Genomic DNA, 22,202 nt, shown 5'->3' on the forward strand with positions numbered 1-22,202 from the left:
AGCGACTCGCTGGGCCACAGGGACCCGGGGGGTTCCGCATCAAGGCGTCCGTAGTCGGGCGCCCGGAGTGAACGTCACCGGCATGGCAGTGAGTTCGTTGGAGAAATTCGACACCAGCCGCTCGACCGGTCCGGCCAGCTGCATGTCCGGTATCCGCCGGAGTAGTTCCTCGAAGAGCACTTTCAGCTCGAGGCGCGCGAGTGGGTTCCCCAGACAGAAATGGGCACCCCCGCCACCAAATGCCAGATGGGGCGGCTTCTGCCGGAAGGCATCGAAGCGTTCCGGATTCTCGTTGAGCTCGGGATCCCGGGATCCGGCCGAATACCACAGGGCAACGCGCTCACCTTCTTTGACGGGGTGCTCGCCCACCGTGGTGTCGCACTGGGCGACACGGGTGAAGTAGATGACCGGTGTCACCCAACGCAGCATCTCTTCGATCGCGTTCGGGATGGCTTCGGGGACGGCGACGAGCTCGCGCCGTTGATCGTCATGCTCCATCAGCGCCCGCATTCCGCCGGATGCGGTGTTGCGGGTCGTATCGTTGCCCGCGAACATCAGCAGTGCGAAGAAATAGGTGATCTCCGCCTCGGACAACCGATCACCGTCGACTTCGGCGGCGATAATCCTGGAGACCAGGTCCTCGCCGGGGTTCTGGCGCCGTTCACTGGTGATGGCGGTGAGGTAGCCGCCGATTTCCAGGAGTGCGCCCAGACCTAGATGTGGATCGGCAGTGGCGGCCGCGCGAGAGAGTTGGTTGGTCCACTCGAAGAGTTTCCGGCGGTCTTCCTGCGGTACGCCGAGCATGTCGGCTATCACCCGCAGCGGAAGCTCGACAGCGATGTCGTTGACGAAATCACACGACCCCTGCTCAATCACCTCGTCTATCAAGTCGTTGACGGTAGTTCGGATATCGTCGACTTTCTGGCGGATCAACTTGGGCGTGAACACCGCTTGAACCACGTTGCGCACCTGCGTGTGCCGGGGTGGATCCATGCCGAGAATGACTTCGCGGAGCACCTCGACGGGCACGCCACTTTGAGCGGTAGCGAACACACCGCCACGAGCTGACGAGAACACTTGAGGGTTCCGGCTGACCGCGGTGATGTCGGCGGCTCTGGTGAACGACCAGAATCCAGGCTCGTCGCCCTGCAACGGATTCCAGTGCGGTTCGGGTTGCCGGCGCATCCGGGCAAACAGCGCGTGGGGAGGTCCGTCCCGGAAGTACTCGAGATCGGTGAGATCGACGGTGGCCAGGTCGATTTCCGCCAGCGGCAGGGATGATGTCACGGTGAAGTCCCTTCTGATCGGGGTTGACTAGTTCTGCAAGTCCAGGACGGGTGCCCAGCCCGGGCGCAGAGGCGAGCGACCCGCCTCCCGGGTGAGCATCGCCGCAACGATCCGTCGCGCGCGCAATGCCGCGGTGTCGGCTTGGAACTCCACGCTTGATCGCCATATGTCGTAGTCGGGCACCCGCTCGAGCAGTGCGGTGTCTCGTTCGATGAGTGTGGTGACGAACTTCTCCAGCGTCTCGGTCACTTGGGTGTCGTTCAGTGAGTAGTTGCGTGAAGACTGTTGGAAGACATGGGTCCTCGTGGCCGACTCCGGTGTCAAGGCGTGAGTCCGGATGCTGGAGAGCAACCCATCTCCGGCGATGTCCCAGCGCTGCACATGGACGGCTGGAGAGACGAACGTACCGCTCTCGGTGCGTGAGTACAGTCGCTCGGCATCCAGTCCGACGGCGTCGCGTTCCCAGTCGGCCGCCGGCATGGCAGCAAGCTCTCGGGTGTAGGCGACCGAGGTCTCGGTCACCTCGACACTGCTGAACGCGGGCAATCGGGCAGTCCCGGGTGGCATGTGGTTCTCGTGCACGATCGGCGCATACGAAAAGTCGAGGAAGTGCTCGTGCACCATGAGGTAATTGGCCCCGACGCTCCAGATGCTGGGAAAGGTTGTCCAGCCAGGGTCCGTCAACCACGGCAGCCGTGGCGGACGGGACTTCGACGGTGGCGACATACGGCCAACCCAGATCCAGACGAACGGCGGTTCTTCGTATATCGGGTAGCGATGTACCTGCATCGCGGGTGGGATCGCGGGCTGAGTCGGGATGTGCACACACTGCCCGTCAGGACGGTAGCTGCACCCGTGGTATCCGCAGACGAGGAGGTTGGCGTCGACGTGACCGTCCGACAGGGGAAATCCTCGGTGCGCGCACCGATCGGCCAGTGCATGCGCCGTGCCATCGGCGTCCCGCCAGAGCACGACCTCCTCGTCGAGCAACCGACGCCCGAGCGGCCGGTCCACGAGTTCTTCCGAGGTTGCCGCGACATACCACAGGTTGGCCGGGTGGTTGCCGTTCACAGGTCCAGGACCAATGTCTGCGACCGCGAACGCGATACGCACGTCAAGATCACGTTGCCGGCTGTCCGCTCGGCTTCGGTCAGCATTGAATCGCGGTGGTCGGGAATACCTTCGACTACGGAGGCTTCACAAGTTCCGCAGACGCCTTCAAGGCACGACGACATGATCGGGACGTCAGCGTCTTCGAGTGCTTCGAGAATCGAACTCTCAGCGGGTACCTCGACGGTCACTCCGGATCTCCGACACACGACGTCGAACGTGTCCAAGGCGTCGGCCGCGGGCTGAGCGAGTGGCTTGGCGGCGAACCGTTCGAGGTGAAGGCTGCCCGGTGGCCACTGGGCGAAGTGCGTTTCGACGGCGGCGAGAAGCGGTTCCGGTCCACAGCAGTAGACGAGGGTGTCGGCGAGGGGTTGAGCTAGTGCGGATCCGAGGTCGAAGATGCCGTGTACATCGTCGGGCCACAGCAGCACCCGGTCGCCGTAGGCCGCGGCCAGTTCTGAGGCGAATGCCATTGTCGAGGAGCTGCGTCCCAGATAGATCAGGCGCCAATCACTGCCGGACTGCTGTGCGGCCCGGATCATGGGCATCATCGGGGTGATACCTATGCCGCCGGCGATGAACAAATAGCTCGGAGAATCGATGAGCGGGAAGTGATTGCGCGGCCCGCGCACACGGACGGTGCAACCGGCGATCAAGTAGTCGTGGACGAATCGTGAGCCGCCTCGGCTGCGTGGGTCGAGCAGTACGCCGATTCGCCACACGTCCGCTTCGTTGGGATCGCCACAAAGGGAGTACTGGCGTACGAGACCGTTGCCCAGCAGAAGGTCGATGTGTGCGCCAGGCAGCCACGACGGTAACGAGGCGCCATCGGGTTTGGCGAGGTCGAGTGCTACCACATGGTCGGCGACATCAGTTCGCGCCGTGATCACGACATCGCTGGCGAACTCGTGGATCGCAGTGCCGGCAGCTTGTATTGGATAGGCGGTTTCAGTGGACATCATCTGCCCTCTCTGGTTGAGGTGGCCAGCGTGACAAGTTCGGTCAATTCGGCAGCCATGTCGTCCAGCAGTTCCCAGGCGTCGGGCAGTGTTTCGGCATCGCCGACGATGCCGATATCGAGCTGGTCTTGGTAGCTCACCACAGTGATGTTCAGGGTGAATCCGTCGAATATGACGCTCATCGGATAATGCGCCGTGAGGGGATTTCCGAAGCAGGACAGGCCAACTCGTGAACCAGGCACATTCGAGATGATCAGGTTGATCGGAGGCCTGACCGCCCTGGACGAGACGATGTCGATGATGCCCCGCGCGGCCAGTCCAAAGATCGGCGCTGGGATCGGATCGTTGACCGCGCTCAACAGTGCTGGCGGGGCGAGCCTCATGCGGGCCTTGGCGTGCCGCAACCACACATGCGCGAAAGACAGCCTGTCCCGCGCGTCGTCGCAGTGCGTCGGGATGGGCGCGATGATCGACGAAATTGCGTTGCCAAAGCGCTCTGTGGCATTCGGATCGCGGGTGGAAACGGGCAGGTATGCCACAAGTGGGTCAGCGGGCAGTTCGTCGGTCACCGTGAGCCGGCGTCGCAGCGCTCCACCGCAGATGGCTACGACAACATCGTTGACGGTGACGCCCATGGCGTTTTTCACCATCTTGATATCGAGCAGCGACATCGATCCGAACGCTACTGAGCGTGCCGGTGACAGGGGTGTATTGAATCGGGTCCGGGGTGCGTCAAGGCGCTCTCGCGGCGCCTCGTCACTGATGGCGCGAGTCAGGGAGTGGATACCGGGTAACGACCGGAGCGAAGGCACCTGATCGAGATGTGCCAGCACTTTAGGCACCGCCATGCCCGCGCGGATGCTACGCAGGGGTAGGGATGCCAGGGCTTGTACGGCCAGGGCCGCGCGGTTGGGCATGGCGATCGGTTTCTGCTCTGTCGACGGTTGCGGGTCTTGGCCGCCGAGTGGGTCAAGAAGGAGAGAGAAGATTTCGCTGGCGGCGATCCCGTCGGCCGCGGAATGATGCAGCGTCATCACGACCGCGGTGCGCCCGGGTAATCCGTGTATCACGCGCAATCTCCACAGTGGACGTTTCCGGTCGAGCCGGGTCGCCATGATCTCGGAGACTTCGCCCGCCAAACCCGCCTCGTCCGCTGCATCCGCCAGTGTCGTCTCGGTGATGTGCTCGGCGAGGTCTACTGGAGATTCCACGAACACCGGGTGGTCGAAGTCGAACGGGACCGTGACCAGCTTCCACTTCAGCGGCGGGCACAGGTGGATTCGCTCAGACACCAACTTCGTCATCGACACCGCATTGATCGTTTCCCGATCCCCGGTCTGATAGATCGCCACGCCACAGTACTGCGCGCCGAAATTGCCCACCTCTGCAGCGAGGAACTGGGCGTCGAGGCTCGAAAGTCTGTGCATTAAACGACCTTTCGTACATCATCCGGTGTAGTGGTCGAACGAGAACTGGCGACGGTGTGGCCATCGGCTGTGTCGTCATCCGCTGCGGATCGCATGCGGCCGAGGCCGGCTGATCGCCGAGATCCGCCGGTGGGCCCGCTTCAACGCTACGAAGTTCGATGTGGCCGGGCTACGTCGTTGATCGACGAAGTTCGGCAGCCCCGGGCCGAACCGTTTGGCTGAAGTGCACAAGTTCGAGGAAAACGCCGGTGCTCTCCGGGTGAATCCTGTACGAGGGGATTCTTCCGGTTACTGGCTCGTCACACAGGTTGCAGCTCTATGGTCGGCAACATGCGCGGATGCGACACCACCGACGGGGACGTCGTCGCCAAGTTTGCGGCAACGGTCGTCAGCCAGATGGAGTTGAAGCTGGCCGACGTCATCAGTGCCGTGCGGACCGCTTTGGCAGAGGAGTTCGCTGAGATCGGCGGAAATGGTGAACTGCTGGAGTTGCTGCACGACGCCGTGGAAGGAAACCTGGATGCATACATCCCGGCTATCCGGCACAGCATCCCGATCGAACACATCCGGCCGCCGACCGCGGCGCTCGAACATGCCCGAAGGATGGCGCAGCGCGGTGTTCCGGCTAATACGCTGGTCAGGGGCTACCGGTTGGGGCACCAGGCGCTTCTTGACCAACTAGTTGACGAGATCCATCAATTGGACCTGGATGCGCAGCTCGGTCTGGACGTGTTTCAGCATCTGTCTGCGGTGTCGTTCGGCTACGTGGACCGGATCATGGAAGACGTACTTGCCAGCCACCAGAGAGAACGTGATCGTTGGCTGACCAACAAGAACCGGCTCCGGGAGCTTCGGGTGCAGGAGGTGCTCGACGACGCCGACGCCGATTTCGACGAAATGACCCGTGCCGTCGGCTATCCGTTCGGGCTGACTCATCTGGCCCTGGGGGTTTGGCGCGATAGGCCTGCGACGGGGGACGAGCTGCCGAACTTGGAACGCTTTGCCTCCCGATTGGGTGAAGTGGTCGATTCCCGGTATCGCCCGCTGTTCATAGCGGCCGACGGACTGACTGCCTGGGTGTGGCTTGTCATCCCCGAGAGCGATGTTGCTGAGACGGTCACCCGGGCAAGGGAATTTGTACACTCGCTGCCGGATGCGCCCTGGGTTGTCTGTGGGGTGCCTGCGAGCGGTCCGCACGGATTTCGCCGATCGCACAGACAAGCGCTCGACGTTCGTACGGCAGTACTCGCCTCGCGGGCGAAGCCGTCGAGATTCACCGCGGCCTCGGATCCGGGGGTGCAGGTCGCGGTCAGATTCAGCGGGGACCTCGTCGAGACGCGCAGATGGGTTTCCGCGGTACTCGGTGACCTGGCATCGATGACCGACAGCGATGAACGCCTGCGCGAAACCCTACGCGTCTTCTTGCAGTTGGGGTCGAGCTTCAAGGCGACCGCCGATGGTATGCATTTGCATGTGAATTCGGTCAAGTACCGCGTGCAGCGTGCCGTCGAGCGTCGTGGACGGGACGTGGCTGATGATCGGCTTGACGTTGAGGTGGCGTTGATGTTGGTGCACTGGTTCGGTGACGCCATTCTCGTTCCTGCCGACGAGTAACTCTGCCTGGCAGGTTCTATTTTGAATTTGGAGGTGGTGTCGCTGCGGCACCGCGCAGCCTGAGCGCTGTAATCGGCGTCAATACCGGGTCTTGTAGGGATGTGGTCCACGTTTGCGCCTTGACGGATTGTATTTTTTTAACCTAGATTCAATCAGGTAGAACTGACCGGCAGAGGAGCGCAGGTGTCTGGTGTTGAAGACAAGGTTGTCGTCGTTACGGGTGCGGGGGGTGGCCTTGGCCGCTCGTACGCACGATTTCTGGCGGCCAACGGTGCGCTAGTCGTCGTCAATGATCTCGGTGGTGCCCGGGATGGTTCGGGCGCTGGTACCCAGGCCGCCGACACCGTGGTAGAGGAGATCCGCGCTGCCGGCGGAAGAGCCGTCGCCAATTACGATTCGGTCGCCGACGAGGCCGGCGCCGCCTCCATCATCGATACCGCGCTCACTGCGTTCGGTGCCGTGCACGGAGTGGTGAGTAACGCCGGCATCCTGCGCGACGGCGCCTTCCACAAGATGTCGGCCGATAACTGGGAGGCTGTGCAGAAGGTGCACCTCTATGGCGGGTTCAACGTGATCCGCGCCGCCTGGCCGCATTTCCGCGAGCAGAAATTCGGTCGCATCGTCGTTGCGACGTCCACCAGCGGCCTCTACGGCAACTTCGGACAAGCCAATTACTCAGCGGCAAAGGCTGGGCTGGTGGGGTTGATCAACACCCTGGCGGTCGAGGGTGCGAAGTACTCGATTACAGCGAACGCCATCGCACCACTTGCCGCCACCCGGATGACCGCCGACATCGCCCCGCAGGAACTCTTGGACAAGCTCGATCCGGAGCTGGTCGCGCCTGCGGTCGGCTACTTGGTATCGACCGAAAACGAGGACACCGCATCGGTGTTCGTGGTCGGCGGTGGCCTGGTGCAGCGCGTCGCGCAATTCCAGAACGACGGCGTCACGTTCCCCACGCCGCCCAGTCTGGCGGAGATCACCGCGAAGTGGTCACGGATCAGCGATATGTCTGATGCCAAACTTGGCAGCAATCCTGTCTGAGGCGCGCTGTGAGTACTGTGCCTCCACCAGGCCTCGGCGCGACTGAGCTCGTGCGGGCTTACCGGGAGGGCGACCGATCGGAACCTCTCGTCAGCCATACGGTCGGCGGGTTGCTCGCGTCCCGCGCCGCCGAACACCCCGACCGGGAAGCTCTTGTCGGTATCCGTCACGGTACGGGTGAGACTGAAAGAGTCACGTACACAGAACTTCTCGAGGGATCCCGCCGGGTCGCTGCGGCCCTGGCGGAGTTGGCCGAGCCCGGCGACTACGTAGCCCTGTGGGCCCCGAATGTCATCGAGTGGACCTTAATCCAGTACGGCGCAGCCCTCGCCGGCGTCGTACTGGTGGCGCTGAACCCTGTGTTGCGCGATGGCGAACTCGACTATGCCTTGCGGCACAGCCGCGCGCGGGTGCTGCTGCATGCCGACGTCAGCCGCGAGTACGTGATGTCTGAGGTCGCCACGCGGGTGTGCGCGGGCATCCCCGGTATCCGCCGGATCTCACTGTCCGAGCAGGAGCTGTGGATGGCGCCCGCACCATCGGACAGTGTCGTGGACATCGAGACTGATTCGCCGGTCATGCTGCAGTACACATCGGGTACCACAGGGCGGCCCAAGGGCGTTCTGTTGACCCACCGGGCGCTGGTCAACGTCGCCAGGCTGACGATGGAGGCCACCGGGGTGGCCGCGGGGGCGGTCTGCTTCAACCCATTGCCACTGTTTCACACCGCCGGCTGCGTCATTGCCACCATCGGTCCGCTGTGGGTTGCGGGCACTTCGATACTCTGCGAGCGTTTCACCCCCGACGCGACGCTGGAAGCACTGCTACGCGAAAGCGTCTCGGTGCTCTTCTACGTCCCCACCGTGCTGCTGGCTTTGCTGCAGCGGCAGCGGCAGCTCGATACGCCCGCCCCGCGGTTGCGCATCATCATGGGCGGTGCGTCCAGTGTATCCAGTGAGCTGATCGACGGTGCCACTTCCGTTTTCGGGGCGGAGGTGTACAACCTGTACGGCCAGACCGAACTGGCACCCGTGCTCTCTCTGACCCGCCCCGGAGACAGCAGGCATGACCAGCTCACGACTGTCGGGCGTCCGCTGCCTCACCTGGACTGCAAGATCGTCGATCCCGACTCCGGTGCGACGCTCGGTGTGGGCGAGGTCGGTGAAATCTGCGCCCGGGGGGATCAGCAGTTCCTCGAATATTTGCACGACCCGGATGCCACTGCACGAGCATTGGACTCCGACGGCTTCGTTCGCACCGGCGACCTCGGCGCCATGGACCACCGCGGATACTTGACGGTCACGGGCAGGCTCAAGGAACTCATCATCCGTGGCGGTGAGAACATCTCACCCGCCGAGGTCGAGGCAGTCCTCGCCGCGCACGATGATGTTCTCGACGTCGTGGCGGTGGGACTCCCCGATGAAAAGATGGGCGAGATCGTCGCCGCGGTCTGTCGTATAGACCACACCCGAGAAGGCTTGCGGGAGCGCCTGGTTGAACATGCCAGAGCGCACATGCCGTCGTACAAAGTGCCGGCTCGATGGTTTGTCATCGAGGATTTCCCGATGACGCCGACGGGCAAAATTCAACGGTTCGCCCTCCGTGAAGCAATCTGCGCGCAGGAGTTGGACGAACTATGAATGTGAGGCCCTCGATCGAGGCGCGCCGGAGTGCGCTACGCGAGCGTTTCCCCGTCTGGTCGCCGACGAGCCTGGCCGACTGGCTCGACACATGCACAGCGGGGTACCCGACACGCCCCTTCGTGCTTTCCGACTCGGCGGAGCTGACTTATAGAGACGTGGCAGAGGAATCGCGCCGGCTGGCTGCGGGCCTGTCAGCCCTGGGCGTGCGCCCCGGTGACCGGGTGGGCATGGTGATGGCCAACTATCCCGAGTTTGTGGCCGTCAAATTCGCGATCGCGCGTGTCGGCGCGGTTGCGGTGCCATTCAACTACCTCTATCGCGAAAATGAATTGGCTTTCGTGCTCGCCGATTCCGGCTGCCGGGTGCTGATCACGATGACGGAGTTCGGTCTTCTGGACTACCAGGGAATGCTCGACCGCATCGTCCCAGGCTGGGATGTTCCCGGCTTCAGTGATCGAGCCTCGGACGCCGACGGACTACCAGAACTGCGCAGTGTCGTCGTCCTGGATACCGGTGGTGAGCCGCGGCAGGGCGCGTTGGCGGTGCGCGACCTCGCTGCGCTCGGTGAGGGCCGCCTTGCGACGTTCTCCGCGCCGGCCATCGATCCGTCGGCTCCTGGGGACATGCTGTACACCTCGGGTACCACAGGTGCGCCCAAGGGCGTCGTGGTGTCGCACGATGCGGTCCTTCGCACGGGCTACGCGTCCGCTCTGACCCGGGCCTACGAAGACGGCCGTCGGATCCTCTATTCCCTGCCCTGCTATCACATGTTCGGGTATGTCGAAGGGCTGCTCTCGGTGATGTATGTGGGCGGCGCGGTGGCCTTGCAGCCATCCTTCAGCGCGGAAGGGTACTTCCGTGGCATCGAGCGACACCGCGCCACCGATATCTTGTGTGTGCCGACGATGGCCGTGGCGATGGTCGAAAGCCCGGCACGCAGCGACTATGACCTCAGCTCACTCAAGGCCATCCTGTGTGGGTCTGCCCCGGCTCCAATCTGGCTGTGGGAGCAGGTCTCCGCCGAATTCGGCGTCACCGAGATCGTCACGGGTTACGGCATGACCGAATGCGGTGGGGCGATGACGTTGACCCTGCCCGAAGATCCGCTGGAATCGCTGACCACGACGGTGGGAAGACCGAAGCTGGCGGGCGTTGCCGGTGTACCCGGTACCGATGCCCTCGTCGTCTACCGCGCCGTCGACCCTGATACCGGCGCCACTATGCCGCCGGAAGGCGAAGGTGAACTGCTGTCATCAGGACCGACCACGATGCTCGAGTATTGGAATCGCCCGGAAGACACCACTCGCAATCTGCGAGACGGTTGGCTGCACTCGGGGGACCTGGGCCGGGTACGGTTCGACGGCTACCTACAGGTGACAGGCCGCAGCAAAGAGTTGTACAAGAGTGGCGGCGAACTGGTCATGCCCAAGGAGATCGAGGATCTGCTCGCACAGCATCCCGGAATCAGCCAGGTCTTCGCGATTGGCCTCACCGACGAGCGCTGGGGTGAGATCGGTTGTGCGGTGGTGGTCCCGGCAGCTGATCACGACATCACCGAGCACGAGGTACTGGGGATGTGCCGAGAGAATCTGGCGCGGTTCAAAGTCCCGAAGCGCGTCGTGTTCTACCGCGCCGAAGACCTGCCGACCACACCAACGGGCAAGGTGCAGAAGTACCGCCTGGTGCAGCAGGTCGGTGCTGCACCGCGGCCTAGTTGACGACGCGGCTAGGCCGCGTCGAATCGGCGCACTCCGTCGTCCAGGGCGCTGGTCAGTTCGCCGCGCGCCACCAGCAGATCCAGATGGGACTGCACCTCGAGAATTGCCGTCATGCGGTGCACGACGTCCAACTCGTCGAGCGTGCGCTCCCGCCGCGTCCAGCGCATCTCCGACGCGACCTCGAACGAGCTGGAATTGCCGGCCGCGATGAGATCTCCGACCTGGCGTAGCCGCGTTTCGTGATGCTGGATCAGTTCGTGAGCGCGGGCATGGGTGGTACCCGCGGTGCTGCCGTGGGCAGGCAACATCTTCGCATCCGGCAGGCGAAGAACGAGGTGCAGCGAATCGATGTACGAGCGCAGCGGGAGTTTCCCTGGTGCACGCTCGAATGCGATCGACGGGGTGATCCGTGGTAGCAAATGGTCGCCGGTGAAGATCACGCAGTTCTCCGCGTCCTCGAACACGATGTGTCCCCGCGTGTGACCGGGAGTCGTACGCACCACGAGTTGTATCGTGCCGCAGTCGATCACGTCGCCGTCATCGAGCCAGCGATCTGGCGGGGCGAAAGCTACGCCTCGCTCGTAAGGCTCCCACTCCAGTTTGCCGATCGCCGAGGCCAGTTCGGCCGCACCGGCCTCGTTCAGTTTGCCGATCTGATGGGGATGAACCACGTCGGGCTGTCGCAAGAAGGCGTCGATGCTGTGCTCTTCTTCGCGGCCCAGCATGAGCTCGATTCCGTGCTGATCGCGCCATTGCACGCCAAGTGAGTAGTGATCCCAGTGCTGGTGGGTGGCGACGATTCTGCGTACATCGCGCACGCTGTATCCCAGCCCGTTCAGTGCACGGATCAATGCCTGCTCAGAGGGTGGGTAGGCCCATCCCGGATCGATCAGAGTCACACCTGCGGGCGAGCAGATGACGTAGGCGTTGACGACCTGCAGGTCGGGCAGGGGTAGTGGCAGCGCGACGCGCGTCGCGGTATCGGTGACCGGCTCCACTTCGTGGACGACCTCGGCAGCTGATGGATGTGACATTTGGTAATGCTCCTGTCTGGCTTCACACAAAAATTTAACAGAAACTAGAAAAATGTGTTAGCGTCGCGATATAGCCGTGATAGGAACCACTGCAGGTGGTCAAAGGCCTATTCAAAACCCAGTTGTTTGCGCAGAGGAGGTCCGCCGCGATGGTCATCGGAGCGTTGGACCGGTCGCGGCTACCGGCTTTGGATCGGCCGATGTCGGGACGCCCACGCGTGCTCGCCGCCTGGCTTACAGAACAAGCAGGGCCCATTGACGCGCCGCTCGCTGTGACGCGCACGGGTCTGGGCTACACCAATGCCACATGGCTGGTGACCGACCAGGCCAGGCGTCAGTGGATCTTGCGGGAGCGGACCCGCCCCGACTCGCGTTCGTTCGATCGGGAAGCGGCGGTACTGACCCGGCTGTCGGCCATGGGCCTGCCGGTCCCGAGAGTGACCGGGCACGGCGACCAGCGTGGATGCCACTTCATGGTGACGAGCGTGGCGGCGGGAGTGGTGATCGACGATGAGCTGCAGGCATCGCGTTTGACGGTCGATGAGCGCCGTCGCCTCGGTGAGAACGTCGTCGATGCGCTCGCGCGGCTGCACACGGTGGATCCGGCCAGTGTCGGGCTACCCGAATTCGGCGCGAGGCACATGGACCGGCAGTTGGCCGTGCTGGCCGACGTGTGGACATCATCGGGAAGCAGTAGCGTGCACGATTCTGCTTGGTGCGCAGTGCGTACCCGGCTTCTTGCGCGCCGGCCCGACCGCGAGCCCCGTATCCGGCTGGTACACGGTGACTATCGCTTAGCCAACATCGTCACCCAAGACGCCAAGGTTGTCGCGGTTCTGGACTGGGAACGGTGTACGGCAGGAAATCCGCTGTCGGATCTGGCGTGGCTGCTCAACAGCTGGCGCGGGCCCGACGAGCCGACCGGTTGCCCGAACAGCCCGACTCTTGTCGGCGGATTTCCTTCCAGGGAGGAACTGCTCGACTTCTACGCCGCACGCACCGGCATCGAACTGCACAACCTGAACTACCAAAGGGCGCTTGCCTACTGGACTTCCGCGACGCTGCTGCAAGCCGCCGAGACTCGACGCCGTACCGATGTGTCCCAGGCGGACCTGGGCAATGTCGACGAAGAAATCAACTACTGCCTCATCGAGGCCGCATCACTGCTGAGGAATCATCGATGGTAACGGCGCTGGACGACTACACGCATCCGATCGGACCGGAACTCAACTTCAACGAGTCGATGTACTTCGAGTTCCACGATCCCGACACCGGGATCGCCGGTTTCCTGCGCCTGGCGAACCGTCCCAATGAAGGCATAGGGGAGAGAACGGTATGCCTCTATCTGCCCGGCGGGAAGGTGGGCTTCGGATTCGCTCGGCCCAAGGTCACTGCGAATGCGGCCATGAATGCCGGCAGCGTGGCAGTTGATGTCGTGCGGCCCATGGAGGAGGTGCGGGTCCGTTTCGCCGGCGATGTCTCTGTCTTGGCCGATCCTCGCGCCATGAGTGAGCCGAAGGCGGCGCTGACGGCGAGCCCGATCGCTCCGGCGCGGATCGAATTGCGCTACAGCGCTATTGCGCCGGCCCATGAACAGACCTTCGAATCGGGTGACCAGTCCTTCGCGCCGAACCACTATGAACAACTCACTGCGGTTAGTGGTGTTATCGAGATCGATGGCCACCGCCACACCGTCCAGGGGCACGGCCTTCGCGATCATTCGTGGGGCCCGCGCTCATGGCAAGCCCCCTGGTTCTACCGTTGGATTCACGGTAGTTCCAGTGAATTCGGCTTCATGGCAGCATATTTCGGCGAACCCGACGGGTCCAGCCGCCGCGGAGGGTTCGTCTTCGACGGGGAGAACGTGCATGCCTGCGACGACATCACCATCTCCACAGACCGCGACGACGACGGTTTTCAGCAGCGCATCGAAGTGTCCATCGGCACCGGCCAACGCAAGTGGCGACTGCGCGGCGAGGCCTTGTCCTCTGTCCCGCTGAGGCACCGCAGTGCTGATGGATCGGCGACCACCCGCATCGTCGAATCCGCGATCCGTTGGCAGCTCGAAGAGGGCGACGAAGTCCATGGCATGGCCGAATACCTCGACCAGATCTGTGACGGAGAACCCGTCGGAAAACACGTGTAGAGAAAGGATTTTCGACCTTATGAAGGTATTCGACAACCTCGAGGACTTTGAATCGGCAGCCGGGACCGAACTCGGCCCCACCGACTGGCTCGAAGTGGATCAGCAGCGCGTCGACAAGTTCGCCGACGCCACCGATGACCACCAGTGGATCCACGTCGACCCTGACCGGGCCGCGTCTGGACCATTCGGTGGCACCATCGCACACGGCCTGCTGACGCTGTCGTTGCTGCCCCGGTTCATGCACGATCTCTACCGGGTCGACAACGTCGCCATGGCGATCAACTATGGCTTCAACAAGGTGCGTTTCATCACCCCGGTGCCGGTCGGTGCCAAGCTTCGCGCCTCCTCGCGAATCACACAGGTCGACAGACTCGACACCGCAGTCCAAGCCACCCTCGTCACGACCATCGAGGTCGAAGGAGCGGCCAAGCCCGCCGCCGTGATCGAATCGATTGTGCGCTATGTCGGTTGAGATCACCCGAGACTGGAAAGTCGCCGCCGCCGAGAGCCTCTACCAGGCGCTGGCGACGGGCAACGCGGACGCCCTGACACATTTGTTGGCATCGGATTTCATCGGTCATGCCGCCGAAGGTCTGCCGCTCGACATGGGCGGCACTCATGTGGGAGCCGACGCTATGCGCACCAATCTGTGGTGGCGGATTGGCGAGCACTTCAAAGCCCGCGCTGTTGCCGAGGACTTTCAGGCGCTGGAGGACGGCCGCCTCGCAGTCATCGGCACCTACCGCGGCACCGCGCGGCGCAGCGGCGCCGAACTCGACGCCGCATTTGTACATATCCTGGCCTTCGACGGCGATGGGCGCATCGCCTCACTCAAACAGCTCACCGACACCGCAGCCTGGCATGCGGCCCTCGATGGCGACGGAATACTGCAGACCATCGACTACCGGGTCGAGCACGGTGTCGCCACAATCTGCTTGAACCGGCCAGACAAGCGCAACGCGATCAATCTTCGGATGGGCCAGGAGACCCTGGAGGTCGCCCGCAGGATCGCCGCAGATCGTTCGGTCCGTGCAGTCCTGATCTGCGGAAACGGTCCGGCCCTCACCGTCGGTGGTGACATCTCGTATTTTCTCGAAGGCGGCGGGGAAGGCTACGACAAGCTGTTTGAGAAGATGATCCGGCCGTACCACGAGGGATTCGACATCCTGAGCCGGGTCGAGGCACCTATCGTTGCCGCAGCCCACGGAGCGGTCGCAGGCGGCGGTCTGGGCTTCATTTATGCTGCCGACCTCGTCCTGGCCGCTGAGGACAGCCGATTTATCGCGGCTTTCGCCGGCATTGGTCTATCCGGTGACGGTGGCGGTACGTATTACCTGCCACGCCTCATCGGGCCGCGCCGCGCCGCGGCAGCCTACCTGCGCAACGCGCCGATCACCGCCGAGGAGGCTCTCGCCTGGGGCCTGGTCAACGAGATCGTGCCGGCCGATGAACTCCGCGCTCGTGCAACAGCTTTGGCGCGCGAACTGGCAGAGGGGCCGACTGTGGCTTTCGCCACGATGCGAGCTCTGCTGAAGGACAGCTGGAGCAATGATCTGACCGCACAACTCGCCGCGGAGTTGCGCGGCACCAAGGCAACAGGAAACACCCGCGATGCGGCGTCCGCCATCTCGGCGTTCGCCGAGAAGCGGACCCCGATCTTCGAAGGACGATGACATGGTCGGACTCATCCAGGACACCGAGGAGCACAAGGCAATTCGCGAAAGCGTCGCGGGCATTGCCAACCGCTACGGGCAGGCGTACTTCCTGCAGCGAGGCCGGGCCGGTGAGGACATCGAGGAACTCTGGAAGGATCTCGGCGCGGCCGGCCTGCTCGGGGTGCACCTGCCCGAGGAATACGGCGGCGGTGGCGGCGGGATGGCCGAGGCCGTGGTCGTCGTCGAGGAGTTGGCGGCACACGGTATGCCGATGCTGATCTGGGTGATCTCGCCGGCGATCTGCGGCAGTATCCTGGCCCACCACGGCTCGGAAGAAATGAAACAGCGCTGGCTGCCCGGGATCGCCGACGGCAGCCAGAAGATTGCGTTCGGGCTCACCGAGCCTGACGCCGGGTCCAACAGCCACAACGTCAAGACGACCGCCCGCAAGACCGCAACCGGTTGGGTGCTCTCCGGATCGAAGTACTACATCTCAGCTATCGACCAGTGCGACGCCCTGCTCGTCGTGGCTCGGGACGGGGACCACTCCACCTCGGAAAAGTCCAAGCTCTCCTTGTTCGTCGTGCCGACCGATGCGAAAGGCTTGTCGTATCAACAGATCGACACGTCGATCGTGTCGCCCGACAAGCAGTTCACCGTCTTCCTCGACGAGGTGGAGGTCGGTGAGGACGCACTGATCGGACAGGCGGGCAACGGACTGCGGCAGGTCTTCGACGGGTTGAACCCGGAGCGGATCCTGGTCGGCGCCATCTGCGGAGGTGTCGGGCGTTACGCCATCGAGAAAGCCACCGCCTACGCCAAGGAACGTACCGTGTGGTCGACCCCGATCGGCGCCCACCAGGGCATCTCGCATCCGCTGGCCGAGAGCCATATCGCCGTCGAGTTGAGCCGGCTCGCGACCGCGCTCAGCGCTCAGCAGTTCGACGCGGGGCTGCCTGCCGGTGAGGCGGCGAACATCGCCAAGTTCTCGGCGTCAGAAGCAGCCCTCAAGGCACTGGATCAAGCCATCCAGACCCACGGTGGCAACGGACTCTCACACGAATACGGACTGTCTGAACTGTGGTTCGTCACCAGGCTGATGCGCACCGCGCCGGTCAGTCGCGAGATGGTGCTGAACTTCGTCGCCCAGACCTCTCTCGGCCTGCCCCGCTCGTACTGACAGCCCTCACAGCACCGAAGGAGAAAGACAATGACGTCAACGGACAACACATTCGACGCCGTGGTGATCGGCGCGGGTGCCGGTGGACTATTCACGGCCGCCCGTCTGACCAAGCTGGGCTACCGCACCCTGGTGGTCGAGCGGTTGGACAAGGTCGGGGGCCGTGCTTCCACCGATGACATCGACGGGTTCAAGGTCAACAACGGGGCCATCGTCATCGAGGTCGGCGGCATCACCCAGGAGACGTGCAACGAAGTGGGAGCCCGCTTCGACATCCGCGAACCCCAGCCGCCGATTCTCTACCGCATCGCCGGGAAAGACGTCGACGTCACCGGCGGCGGGTGGGGTTTCCTGCTCGGCAAGTTGACCCGTCAGGGCGCCAAACTGGTCAAAGGCATCGGTGCCGCACGGAACGACTCCGGACTACCCGAGGACGAACTGTCCACCGCTGACTGGGTGTCCAAGTACACGAAGAACGAAGGCGTGCACGGCATCTTCCGTAATATGTGCGCCTCGGTGTTCGCCGTGGGGTCCGAGGACCTGCCGGCGCGCGTGTTTCTGACCTACTTCACCCGCAAGAGTGCCTTCAAGCGCTTCGGCTTCCACCCCGAAGGCACCATCGGCATCTGGCGCGCCCTGGCCGATGCGGTCGTGGCCAACGGCGGCCAGATCTGGCTGTCCACCCCGGTTTCGAAGATCCACAAAGGTGACGGTGATGTCGTGACCGGCATCGAGGTCATTCGCAACGGAGAGAATGTGCGGATCGATGCGCCTGTGGTGGTCAGCGACATCGGTCCTGCTGCCACCGTCGCGCTGCTCGGCGAGGAGAACGTGCCGCCGGATTATCAGGATTTGGTGAAGAAGGCGGATCGCCCGACATCGATGATCTCGGTGAATTTCGCCAGCCAGGAGCGCCTGATCGAGGTGCCCGGCATGCTCAGCTTCGCGAAGTCGCGCAGACTGGCCTACATCGCAAACTTCACCGATGTCTGCCCGGAGATGGCCCCGGAGGGTTGGCACCTCTACGTGGGAACCTCGGTGCCCAAGAATCCGACCGGCGACTTCGACGAGTCCGCCGAAACCCAGTTCTTGCTGCAGGATCTCCGCGACAACATCGACGACTTCGATCGTCGTGCCCGCGTTCTCAACATCGCGGTCACCCGCGACGACTGGCCACCGCAGCGTGCAGTCGCCGGCTACGACCTCACTCATGACACCCCGTTCGCCGGGCTGTGGAATGTCGGCGATGGCGTCAAGGAGTACGCCAACGGTGGAACCACGGCGTGTGCCGAGACGGCGAAGATCGTGGTGGAGAAGATCGTTGCCGTCCACAAGCCGGCGGTGTCGCGCTGAGCGGTCTCGCCGAGCGGATCGCCACCGCGCGCAGCGTCCTGTTCGTCCCCGGCGACCGGCCCGATCGATTTCCCAAGGCCCTCGCCAGCGGCGCGGACGTTGTCGTCCTGGACTTGGAGGACGCCGTCGCGATCGCCGACAAGGACGCTGCGCGCGCGGCGGTGGACGACTATCTGGTCAGCACCGGCGCTCAACTCATGGTGCGGGTGAACGGGACGGACACCCCATGGTGTGAAGACGATCTGGAAATGCTTTCCCGCCACGAGGCAGCGGTGATGATTCCCAAGGCACACAGTGTTTCTCAGGTCGGGGGTATTGCCAGTCGGCTGGCGCCGGCTGCACCGATCGTGGCGCTGATCGAGACGGCCGTCGGGGTCAACGCGACCGCGGAGATCTGTGGATGCGGCACAGTGGTGCGCGCGGCTTTCGGCAGCATCGATCTGAGTGCCGAGCTTGGTGTGGACCCGGATGCACAAAGTGCACTGCAGTACGCGCGCAGTGCCGTGGTGCTTGGCTCCGCCGCCGCGGGGCGGCCCGCACCGCTTGACGGGGTCACCACCGAACTTGGCGATGCGGGCCGGCTCGCTGACGACGTGAGACATGCGGTGGGACTGGGATTCGGCGGCAAACTGTGCATCCATCCACGGCAGATCGCTGTGGTTCACGAGGGATTTTCCCCGTCGCCACCGGAGCTGGAGTGGGCGCGAAAGGTCACCGCGGAGGCGGCCGATGGGAAGGCGTGCGTCGTCGACGGGAAGATGGTCGACAAGCCTGTCATCGACCGAGCCGCGCGAATATTGCTGCGGGCCAACAGATAGCCGGGTAATCAAGACTGACCGCCCAGGTGCACCCCGGCGCGCCGGGGCGTTTGCGCTCAGTGATTTGGCGGACCTAGGAAGTCAGGGAAGCCGTAGTGCGGAAACGGGCCGATCATGACCTGCTCGAGCACACCGAGACCCTGCTCGCCGCGCCAGGTCGCCCGAACCAATTGCTGGACATGCAGATTCTCCGGCGCGAGAGGATCCAGCACGTCGACGTCGTAGGATTCACCGCCGACAGCTAGTTCGTCATGCCAACTGCCGTGACTCCAGCGCGGGTGGCCGTAGCCGATACCCTTCATCTGGAATGTGGCGATCGGTTCGAGGGTTAGTTCATCGACTGTTCCGTCCAAGGCGTGGGTGAGCAGGGTTGCACTCCGTGAGCGCCGCTGCCCTGGTGCCCAATCGACGCGGTGCTCGACCCGTGCCAATGCAATCGGCTCTGCGACGGATTCAACGCCATGAGTTGTTCGTTTGGCAACGACGCGGGCATCGCGTGCCCAGCTTGTCCCGTCTGGATTCTCGAACACCAGATAGTGGAAGCAGTGGCGCTCGAAATGGATCGGCGCCCAGAGGAACAAGACTTGCGGCGGTAGCGTGGGAGCACCGTCGGTCCACCCGTGGGCTGACCGTGAGCCCCAGGACCGATCCTTGGTGGCATAGGTGTCCCTGAGATCTATTGTTTCGCCCTCGATTTCGATGTGACCGGTCCAGGTGCCCCATTGGGTGGCTCGGGTGGCATCCATGAACAGTCGAGCGCCCTGATAGGAGATCTGCCGGGTCTCTTCGATGGCGTCGGTGGCAGCGATGTAGGTCAGATCAGCCACTACACCATGCTCGGGAGCATTCACGATCACCCGATTGACCCGCATGGGTTCGATTACCTCGATGCGGATCGGTCCGATCCGGGTGTCGAGCGGATCTGGATTGATCCGGCCGCTGGCGAACACCGATCGTTGGTGGCCTTCGCGGACAACCGAGAACGCACCGTCCATGATCTGCCGGTTGGGGTACACGCAGAATGCGACACCGAACATCAGGTCTTCGCGAAAGCCATTGAACCAGAAACGGTCGTAGTGATTCGGACTGCCGTTGCCGCACTGCGCCAGCGGGAGCGCGGTCTGATGTACCGGGTAGTCGTCAAATGCAATCAACATGGATCGGCATCTTTCCCGAGGAGGTGGCGGACAACCAGGACATGAGGCGTCGCTGCGGGCACTGGCTGGGGCAACATATCGACATTGGGGTCGCCGGAAGAGTCCTGGCCTGGCGCGCCGAACTCGGGAGTGCGCTCGGCGGGCGGTAGCGGTCGGGCGCCTGCGTCACCGAAAATCACTTGGTGTCACAGACTTCGGCGACGAAGCTAGCAATCATCTGACCGACGAGTTGAGGGTCGTCGATCATCGGCACATGCCCGACGTCGGGCACCATCGTCAACTGCGCGCCGGGCACCGCCGCGACCATCGGTACCCCATATCGCATGAACGGTAGCGTCCTGTCCTCGACTCCCCACGCTATCCGCACCGGGCAGTCAAGCTGTTCAATCCGACGGATAGGGCCCCGATCACGAGCTCCGGCAAGCAAATCGGTCAAGATTGCGCACCCGGCCATGTCTTCGAGGGCCGCGTTGACCTGCGCGAGGCTCATCCGGTCGCCGTGCTCGGCCATCGGGCGCATGAAGATGCGCCGGCCCCACGGAGGTCGGATCAGACGGCTGATTGTTGTTACGTGCCGAGCACCGAACGCGCCGACACGAAAGAGTCGCAGCAAGCGGCGCAGGTCGCGGTTGGTGCGCCAGGCCCCGGCCGGGGAGAGCGCCAGAACCGATGCCGCGCGGCCGCGTCGCGCCAGTTCCAGCGCTACCCAGCCGCCGAGGGAGTTCCCGACGAGGTGTGCAGTCTCGATCCCGGCGTCATCGAGATGGCGGCAAAGGGCGTCGACGATGCCGTCGACGACGTCGCGGGGCGGGACCGACAGGGGCGGGCCACCGAGGTGTCCGGCCAGAGTTGGCGCCAGAACCTCATGGGGACCGCCGATGGCAGGCACCACGTCGTCCCAGGTCCGCGCTGATGACGTCGCCCCGTGCAGCAGGACGATGGGTGTCCGATCGGGCTCGGTCACCGGGCCAACCCTGCCAGTGCTGTGAAGCTGTCGTTGTCCACGATCTGGGCGGCCGCGCGGCTTGCCATGGCGCCGAACATGGTGTCGCCGCGGTCTGTACTCACCACGCCCAACGAGACAGGTATGGATAGGACCAGTCCGTAGAGGGCGTGCGCCTGATACTCCTGCCAGCATTGATCGGCGTCGTATCCGGTGACGCCACGCGCGAGTAGGTGGCGATGGTATTCGCCGACGAGCGCGCGTTCGTGGGTGGTCCTGTCTGCCTCGGACAATGACGTGCCCAAAAGGTAGGAGACGTCGATGATCCCGGGGGCGGCAGCCACGCTCTGCCAGTCGACGACCGCGATCTCCGTCCGTCCGTCCTGGGCGTCGAACAACAGGTTGTCCAGCCGAAAGTCGCCGTGCCACAGCGTCCGGTGTTCACTCAGCGTGGAGAGCCACTTCGGCACCTCACCGCCGAGCCGGTGCACCACGTCGACGTGCTCAGGCTTGAGGTAACTGCCGAAACGCTGGAGCCATGGCTCGATGATGTCCGGCAATCCGCCGGCCAATGCGTTCCAGACGGTTTCGACGGGAAGCCAGGACTGCTCGGTTAATTTGTCATGGCCCCACGACCCGGCATGCAGGGCCGCTGCTTGCTGCAGAGCCAGGTTGGCCTGGTCAACGGTGCACCCACCGATCTGCTCGACCGTCAGGGCGGGGCCCATATCCTCGAGTAGCAACACAAAGTCGGTGTGATCGTCGGTAATGTGGGCAGCGAAGCACTCCGGTGCCCGCACGTCGGTCAGATCACCAAGATGTTGGTAGAACAGCACTTCGCGCTGATACGCCCCGGTAGCCGCACCCATCTGCCGGCTGGTGGGATCTGTGCTGGAGACCTTGGCGATCACCGAGGACGGCGCGCCGTCGGGTCGCGCTGCATACTGCAGCGTTAGTCGGTAGCTACTGGCCATCTGGCCTGTGCCGACCGGGGCAGGTTGCACCTCCGCGACACGCAGATCGCTCCATTCGGGCCGCTGGGACAGCAGATCGGTCACCGCCTCGGGGGTGAACTCCGCGACGGTGTGCGGGATCGATGACATGACAGATTCCT

The 22,202-nt window shown here is 63.6% G+C and carries 20 protein-coding genes; 12 read left to right on the forward strand and 8 right to left on the reverse strand.

What is annotated here, in order from left to right; all coding sequences use genetic code 11:
- Positions 1–39: 39 nt before the first annotated feature.
- Genes AC4ELH_RS28245 through AC4ELH_RS28260 form a run of 4 tightly spaced genes read right to left on the reverse strand, consistent with a single transcriptional unit; the run spans position 40 to position 4,783 of the window.
- A complete protein-coding gene (locus tag AC4ELH_RS28245; protein WP_498888043.1) occupies positions 40–1,287 on the reverse strand; it encodes a cytochrome P450 in 1,248 nt (415 codons plus the stop codon).
- A 27-nt stretch (positions 1,288–1,314) separates the two neighbouring features.
- Positions 1,315–2,358, reverse strand: a complete 1,044-nt coding sequence (locus tag AC4ELH_RS28250) for a Rieske 2Fe-2S domain-containing protein (RefSeq protein ID WP_498888045.1) — start codon at positions 2,356–2,358, stop codon at positions 1,315–1,317.
- Entirely contained in the window at positions 2,355–3,356 is a 1,002-nt protein-coding gene (locus tag AC4ELH_RS28255; RefSeq protein WP_498888047.1) for a PDR/VanB family oxidoreductase, read from the reverse strand. Before AC4ELH_RS28255 ends, AC4ELH_RS28250 begins: the two co-directional genes overlap by 4 nt.
- The gene (locus tag AC4ELH_RS28260; protein WP_498888049.1) at positions 3,356–4,783 is read right to left on the reverse strand and encodes a wax ester/triacylglycerol synthase family O-acyltransferase; all 1,428 of its coding nucleotides are present in this window, start codon (positions 4,781–4,783) and stop codon (positions 3,356–3,358) included. Before AC4ELH_RS28260 ends, AC4ELH_RS28255 begins: the two co-directional genes overlap by 1 nt.
- Positions 4,784–5,113: 330 nt before the next feature.
- Between AC4ELH_RS28260 and AC4ELH_RS28265 the strand changes: the two genes are divergently transcribed.
- The 4 genes from AC4ELH_RS28265 (at position 5,114) to AC4ELH_RS28280 (ending at position 10,802) form a co-directional block, all read left to right on the forward strand.
- Positions 5,114–6,397 (forward strand): PucR family transcriptional regulator, encoded by a 1,284-nt coding sequence (locus tag AC4ELH_RS28265; RefSeq protein WP_498888051.1) that lies wholly within the window; start codon positions 5,114–5,116, stop codon positions 6,395–6,397.
- 183 nt (positions 6,398–6,580) lie between these two features.
- On the forward strand, positions 6,581–7,441 hold the full coding sequence (locus AC4ELH_RS28270; protein ID WP_498888053.1) for an SDR family NAD(P)-dependent oxidoreductase: 861 nt from the start codon (positions 6,581–6,583) through the stop codon (positions 7,439–7,441).
- A gap of 17 nt (positions 7,442–7,458) precedes the next feature.
- Positions 7,459–9,081 (forward strand): class I adenylate-forming enzyme family protein, encoded by a 1,623-nt coding sequence (locus AC4ELH_RS28275; RefSeq protein ID WP_498888169.1) that lies wholly within the window; start codon positions 7,459–7,461, stop codon positions 9,079–9,081.
- The gene (locus tag AC4ELH_RS28280; protein ID WP_498888055.1) at positions 9,078–10,802 is read left to right on the forward strand and encodes a class I adenylate-forming enzyme family protein; all 1,725 of its coding nucleotides are present in this window, start codon (positions 9,078–9,080) and stop codon (positions 10,800–10,802) included. Before AC4ELH_RS28275 ends, AC4ELH_RS28280 begins: the two co-directional genes overlap by 4 nt.
- 8 nt (positions 10,803–10,810) lie before the next feature.
- Here AC4ELH_RS28280 and AC4ELH_RS28285 read toward each other — a convergent pair whose 3' ends face one another.
- Positions 10,811–11,836, reverse strand: a complete 1,026-nt coding sequence (locus AC4ELH_RS28285; protein ID WP_498888057.1) for an MBL fold metallo-hydrolase — start codon at positions 11,834–11,836, stop codon at positions 10,811–10,813.
- 200 nt (positions 11,837–12,036) lie between these two features.
- Here AC4ELH_RS28285 and AC4ELH_RS28290 point away from each other — a divergent pair, with 200 nt between their 5' ends.
- Genes AC4ELH_RS28290 through AC4ELH_RS28320 form a run of 7 tightly spaced genes read left to right on the forward strand, consistent with a single transcriptional unit; the run spans position 12,037 to position 18,988 of the window.
- Positions 12,037–13,023 (forward strand): phosphotransferase family protein, encoded by a 987-nt coding sequence (locus AC4ELH_RS28290; RefSeq protein WP_498888059.1) that lies wholly within the window; start codon positions 12,037–12,039, stop codon positions 13,021–13,023.
- Positions 13,017–13,982, forward strand: coding sequence for a DUF7064 domain-containing protein (locus AC4ELH_RS28295; RefSeq protein WP_498888061.1), 966 nt, complete (start codon positions 13,017–13,019; stop codon positions 13,980–13,982). Before AC4ELH_RS28290 ends, AC4ELH_RS28295 begins: the two co-directional genes overlap by 7 nt.
- Before the next feature lie 19 nt (positions 13,983–14,001).
- Positions 14,002–14,454, forward strand: coding sequence for a MaoC family dehydratase (locus AC4ELH_RS28300; RefSeq protein WP_498888063.1), 453 nt, complete (start codon positions 14,002–14,004; stop codon positions 14,452–14,454).
- Positions 14,444–15,655, forward strand: coding sequence for an enoyl-CoA hydratase-related protein (locus tag AC4ELH_RS28305; RefSeq protein WP_498888065.1), 1,212 nt, complete (start codon positions 14,444–14,446; stop codon positions 15,653–15,655). The genes AC4ELH_RS28300 and AC4ELH_RS28305 overlap by 11 nt, the downstream gene beginning before the upstream one ends.
- Position 15,656: 1 nt before the next feature.
- Complete coding sequence (locus AC4ELH_RS28310; protein WP_498888067.1) at positions 15,657–16,817, forward strand: acyl-CoA dehydrogenase family protein; 1,161 nt, start codon at positions 15,657–15,659, stop codon at positions 16,815–16,817.
- A gap of 30 nt (positions 16,818–16,847) precedes the next feature.
- Positions 16,848–18,170 carry a phytoene desaturase family protein gene (locus AC4ELH_RS28315; protein ID WP_498888069.1) on the forward strand — a complete coding sequence of 441 codons (1,323 nt, stop codon included), beginning with the start codon at positions 16,848–16,850 and terminating at the stop codon, positions 18,168–18,170.
- Complete coding sequence (locus tag AC4ELH_RS28320; RefSeq protein WP_498888171.1) at positions 18,167–18,988, forward strand: HpcH/HpaI aldolase/citrate lyase family protein; 822 nt, start codon at positions 18,167–18,169, stop codon at positions 18,986–18,988. Before AC4ELH_RS28315 ends, AC4ELH_RS28320 begins: the two co-directional genes overlap by 4 nt.
- Positions 18,989–19,044: 56 nt before the next feature.
- On the opposite strand, the gene AC4ELH_RS28325 is transcribed toward AC4ELH_RS28320, so the two are convergent.
- A complete protein-coding gene (locus AC4ELH_RS28325; RefSeq protein WP_498888071.1) occupies positions 19,045–20,145 on the reverse strand; it encodes an Rv3169 family protein in 1,101 nt (366 codons plus the stop codon).
- Here AC4ELH_RS28325 and AC4ELH_RS28330 point away from each other — a divergent pair.
- Positions 20,133–20,294 carry a hypothetical protein gene (locus tag AC4ELH_RS28330; RefSeq protein WP_498888072.1) on the forward strand — a complete coding sequence of 54 codons (162 nt, stop codon included), beginning with the start codon at positions 20,133–20,135 and terminating at the stop codon, positions 20,292–20,294. The two genes, AC4ELH_RS28325 and AC4ELH_RS28330, sit on opposite strands and share 13 nt — an antisense overlap.
- 26 nt (positions 20,295–20,320) lie before the next feature.
- On the opposite strand, the gene AC4ELH_RS28335 is transcribed toward AC4ELH_RS28330, so the two are convergent.
- Both AC4ELH_RS28335 and AC4ELH_RS28340 read right to left on the reverse strand, forming a co-directional pair.
- Positions 20,321–21,109: an alpha/beta fold hydrolase gene (locus tag AC4ELH_RS28335; RefSeq protein ID WP_498888074.1), complete on the reverse strand. Its 789-nt coding sequence runs from the start codon at positions 21,107–21,109 to the stop codon at positions 20,321–20,323.
- The gene (locus AC4ELH_RS28340; RefSeq protein WP_498888076.1) at positions 21,106–22,191 is read right to left on the reverse strand and encodes an oxidoreductase family protein; all 1,086 of its coding nucleotides are present in this window, start codon (positions 22,189–22,191) and stop codon (positions 21,106–21,108) included. Before AC4ELH_RS28340 ends, AC4ELH_RS28335 begins: the two co-directional genes overlap by 4 nt.
- Between the last annotated feature and the right edge of the window lie 11 nt (positions 22,192–22,202).

This window comes from Mycobacterium shunyiense, assembly GCF_058270075.1.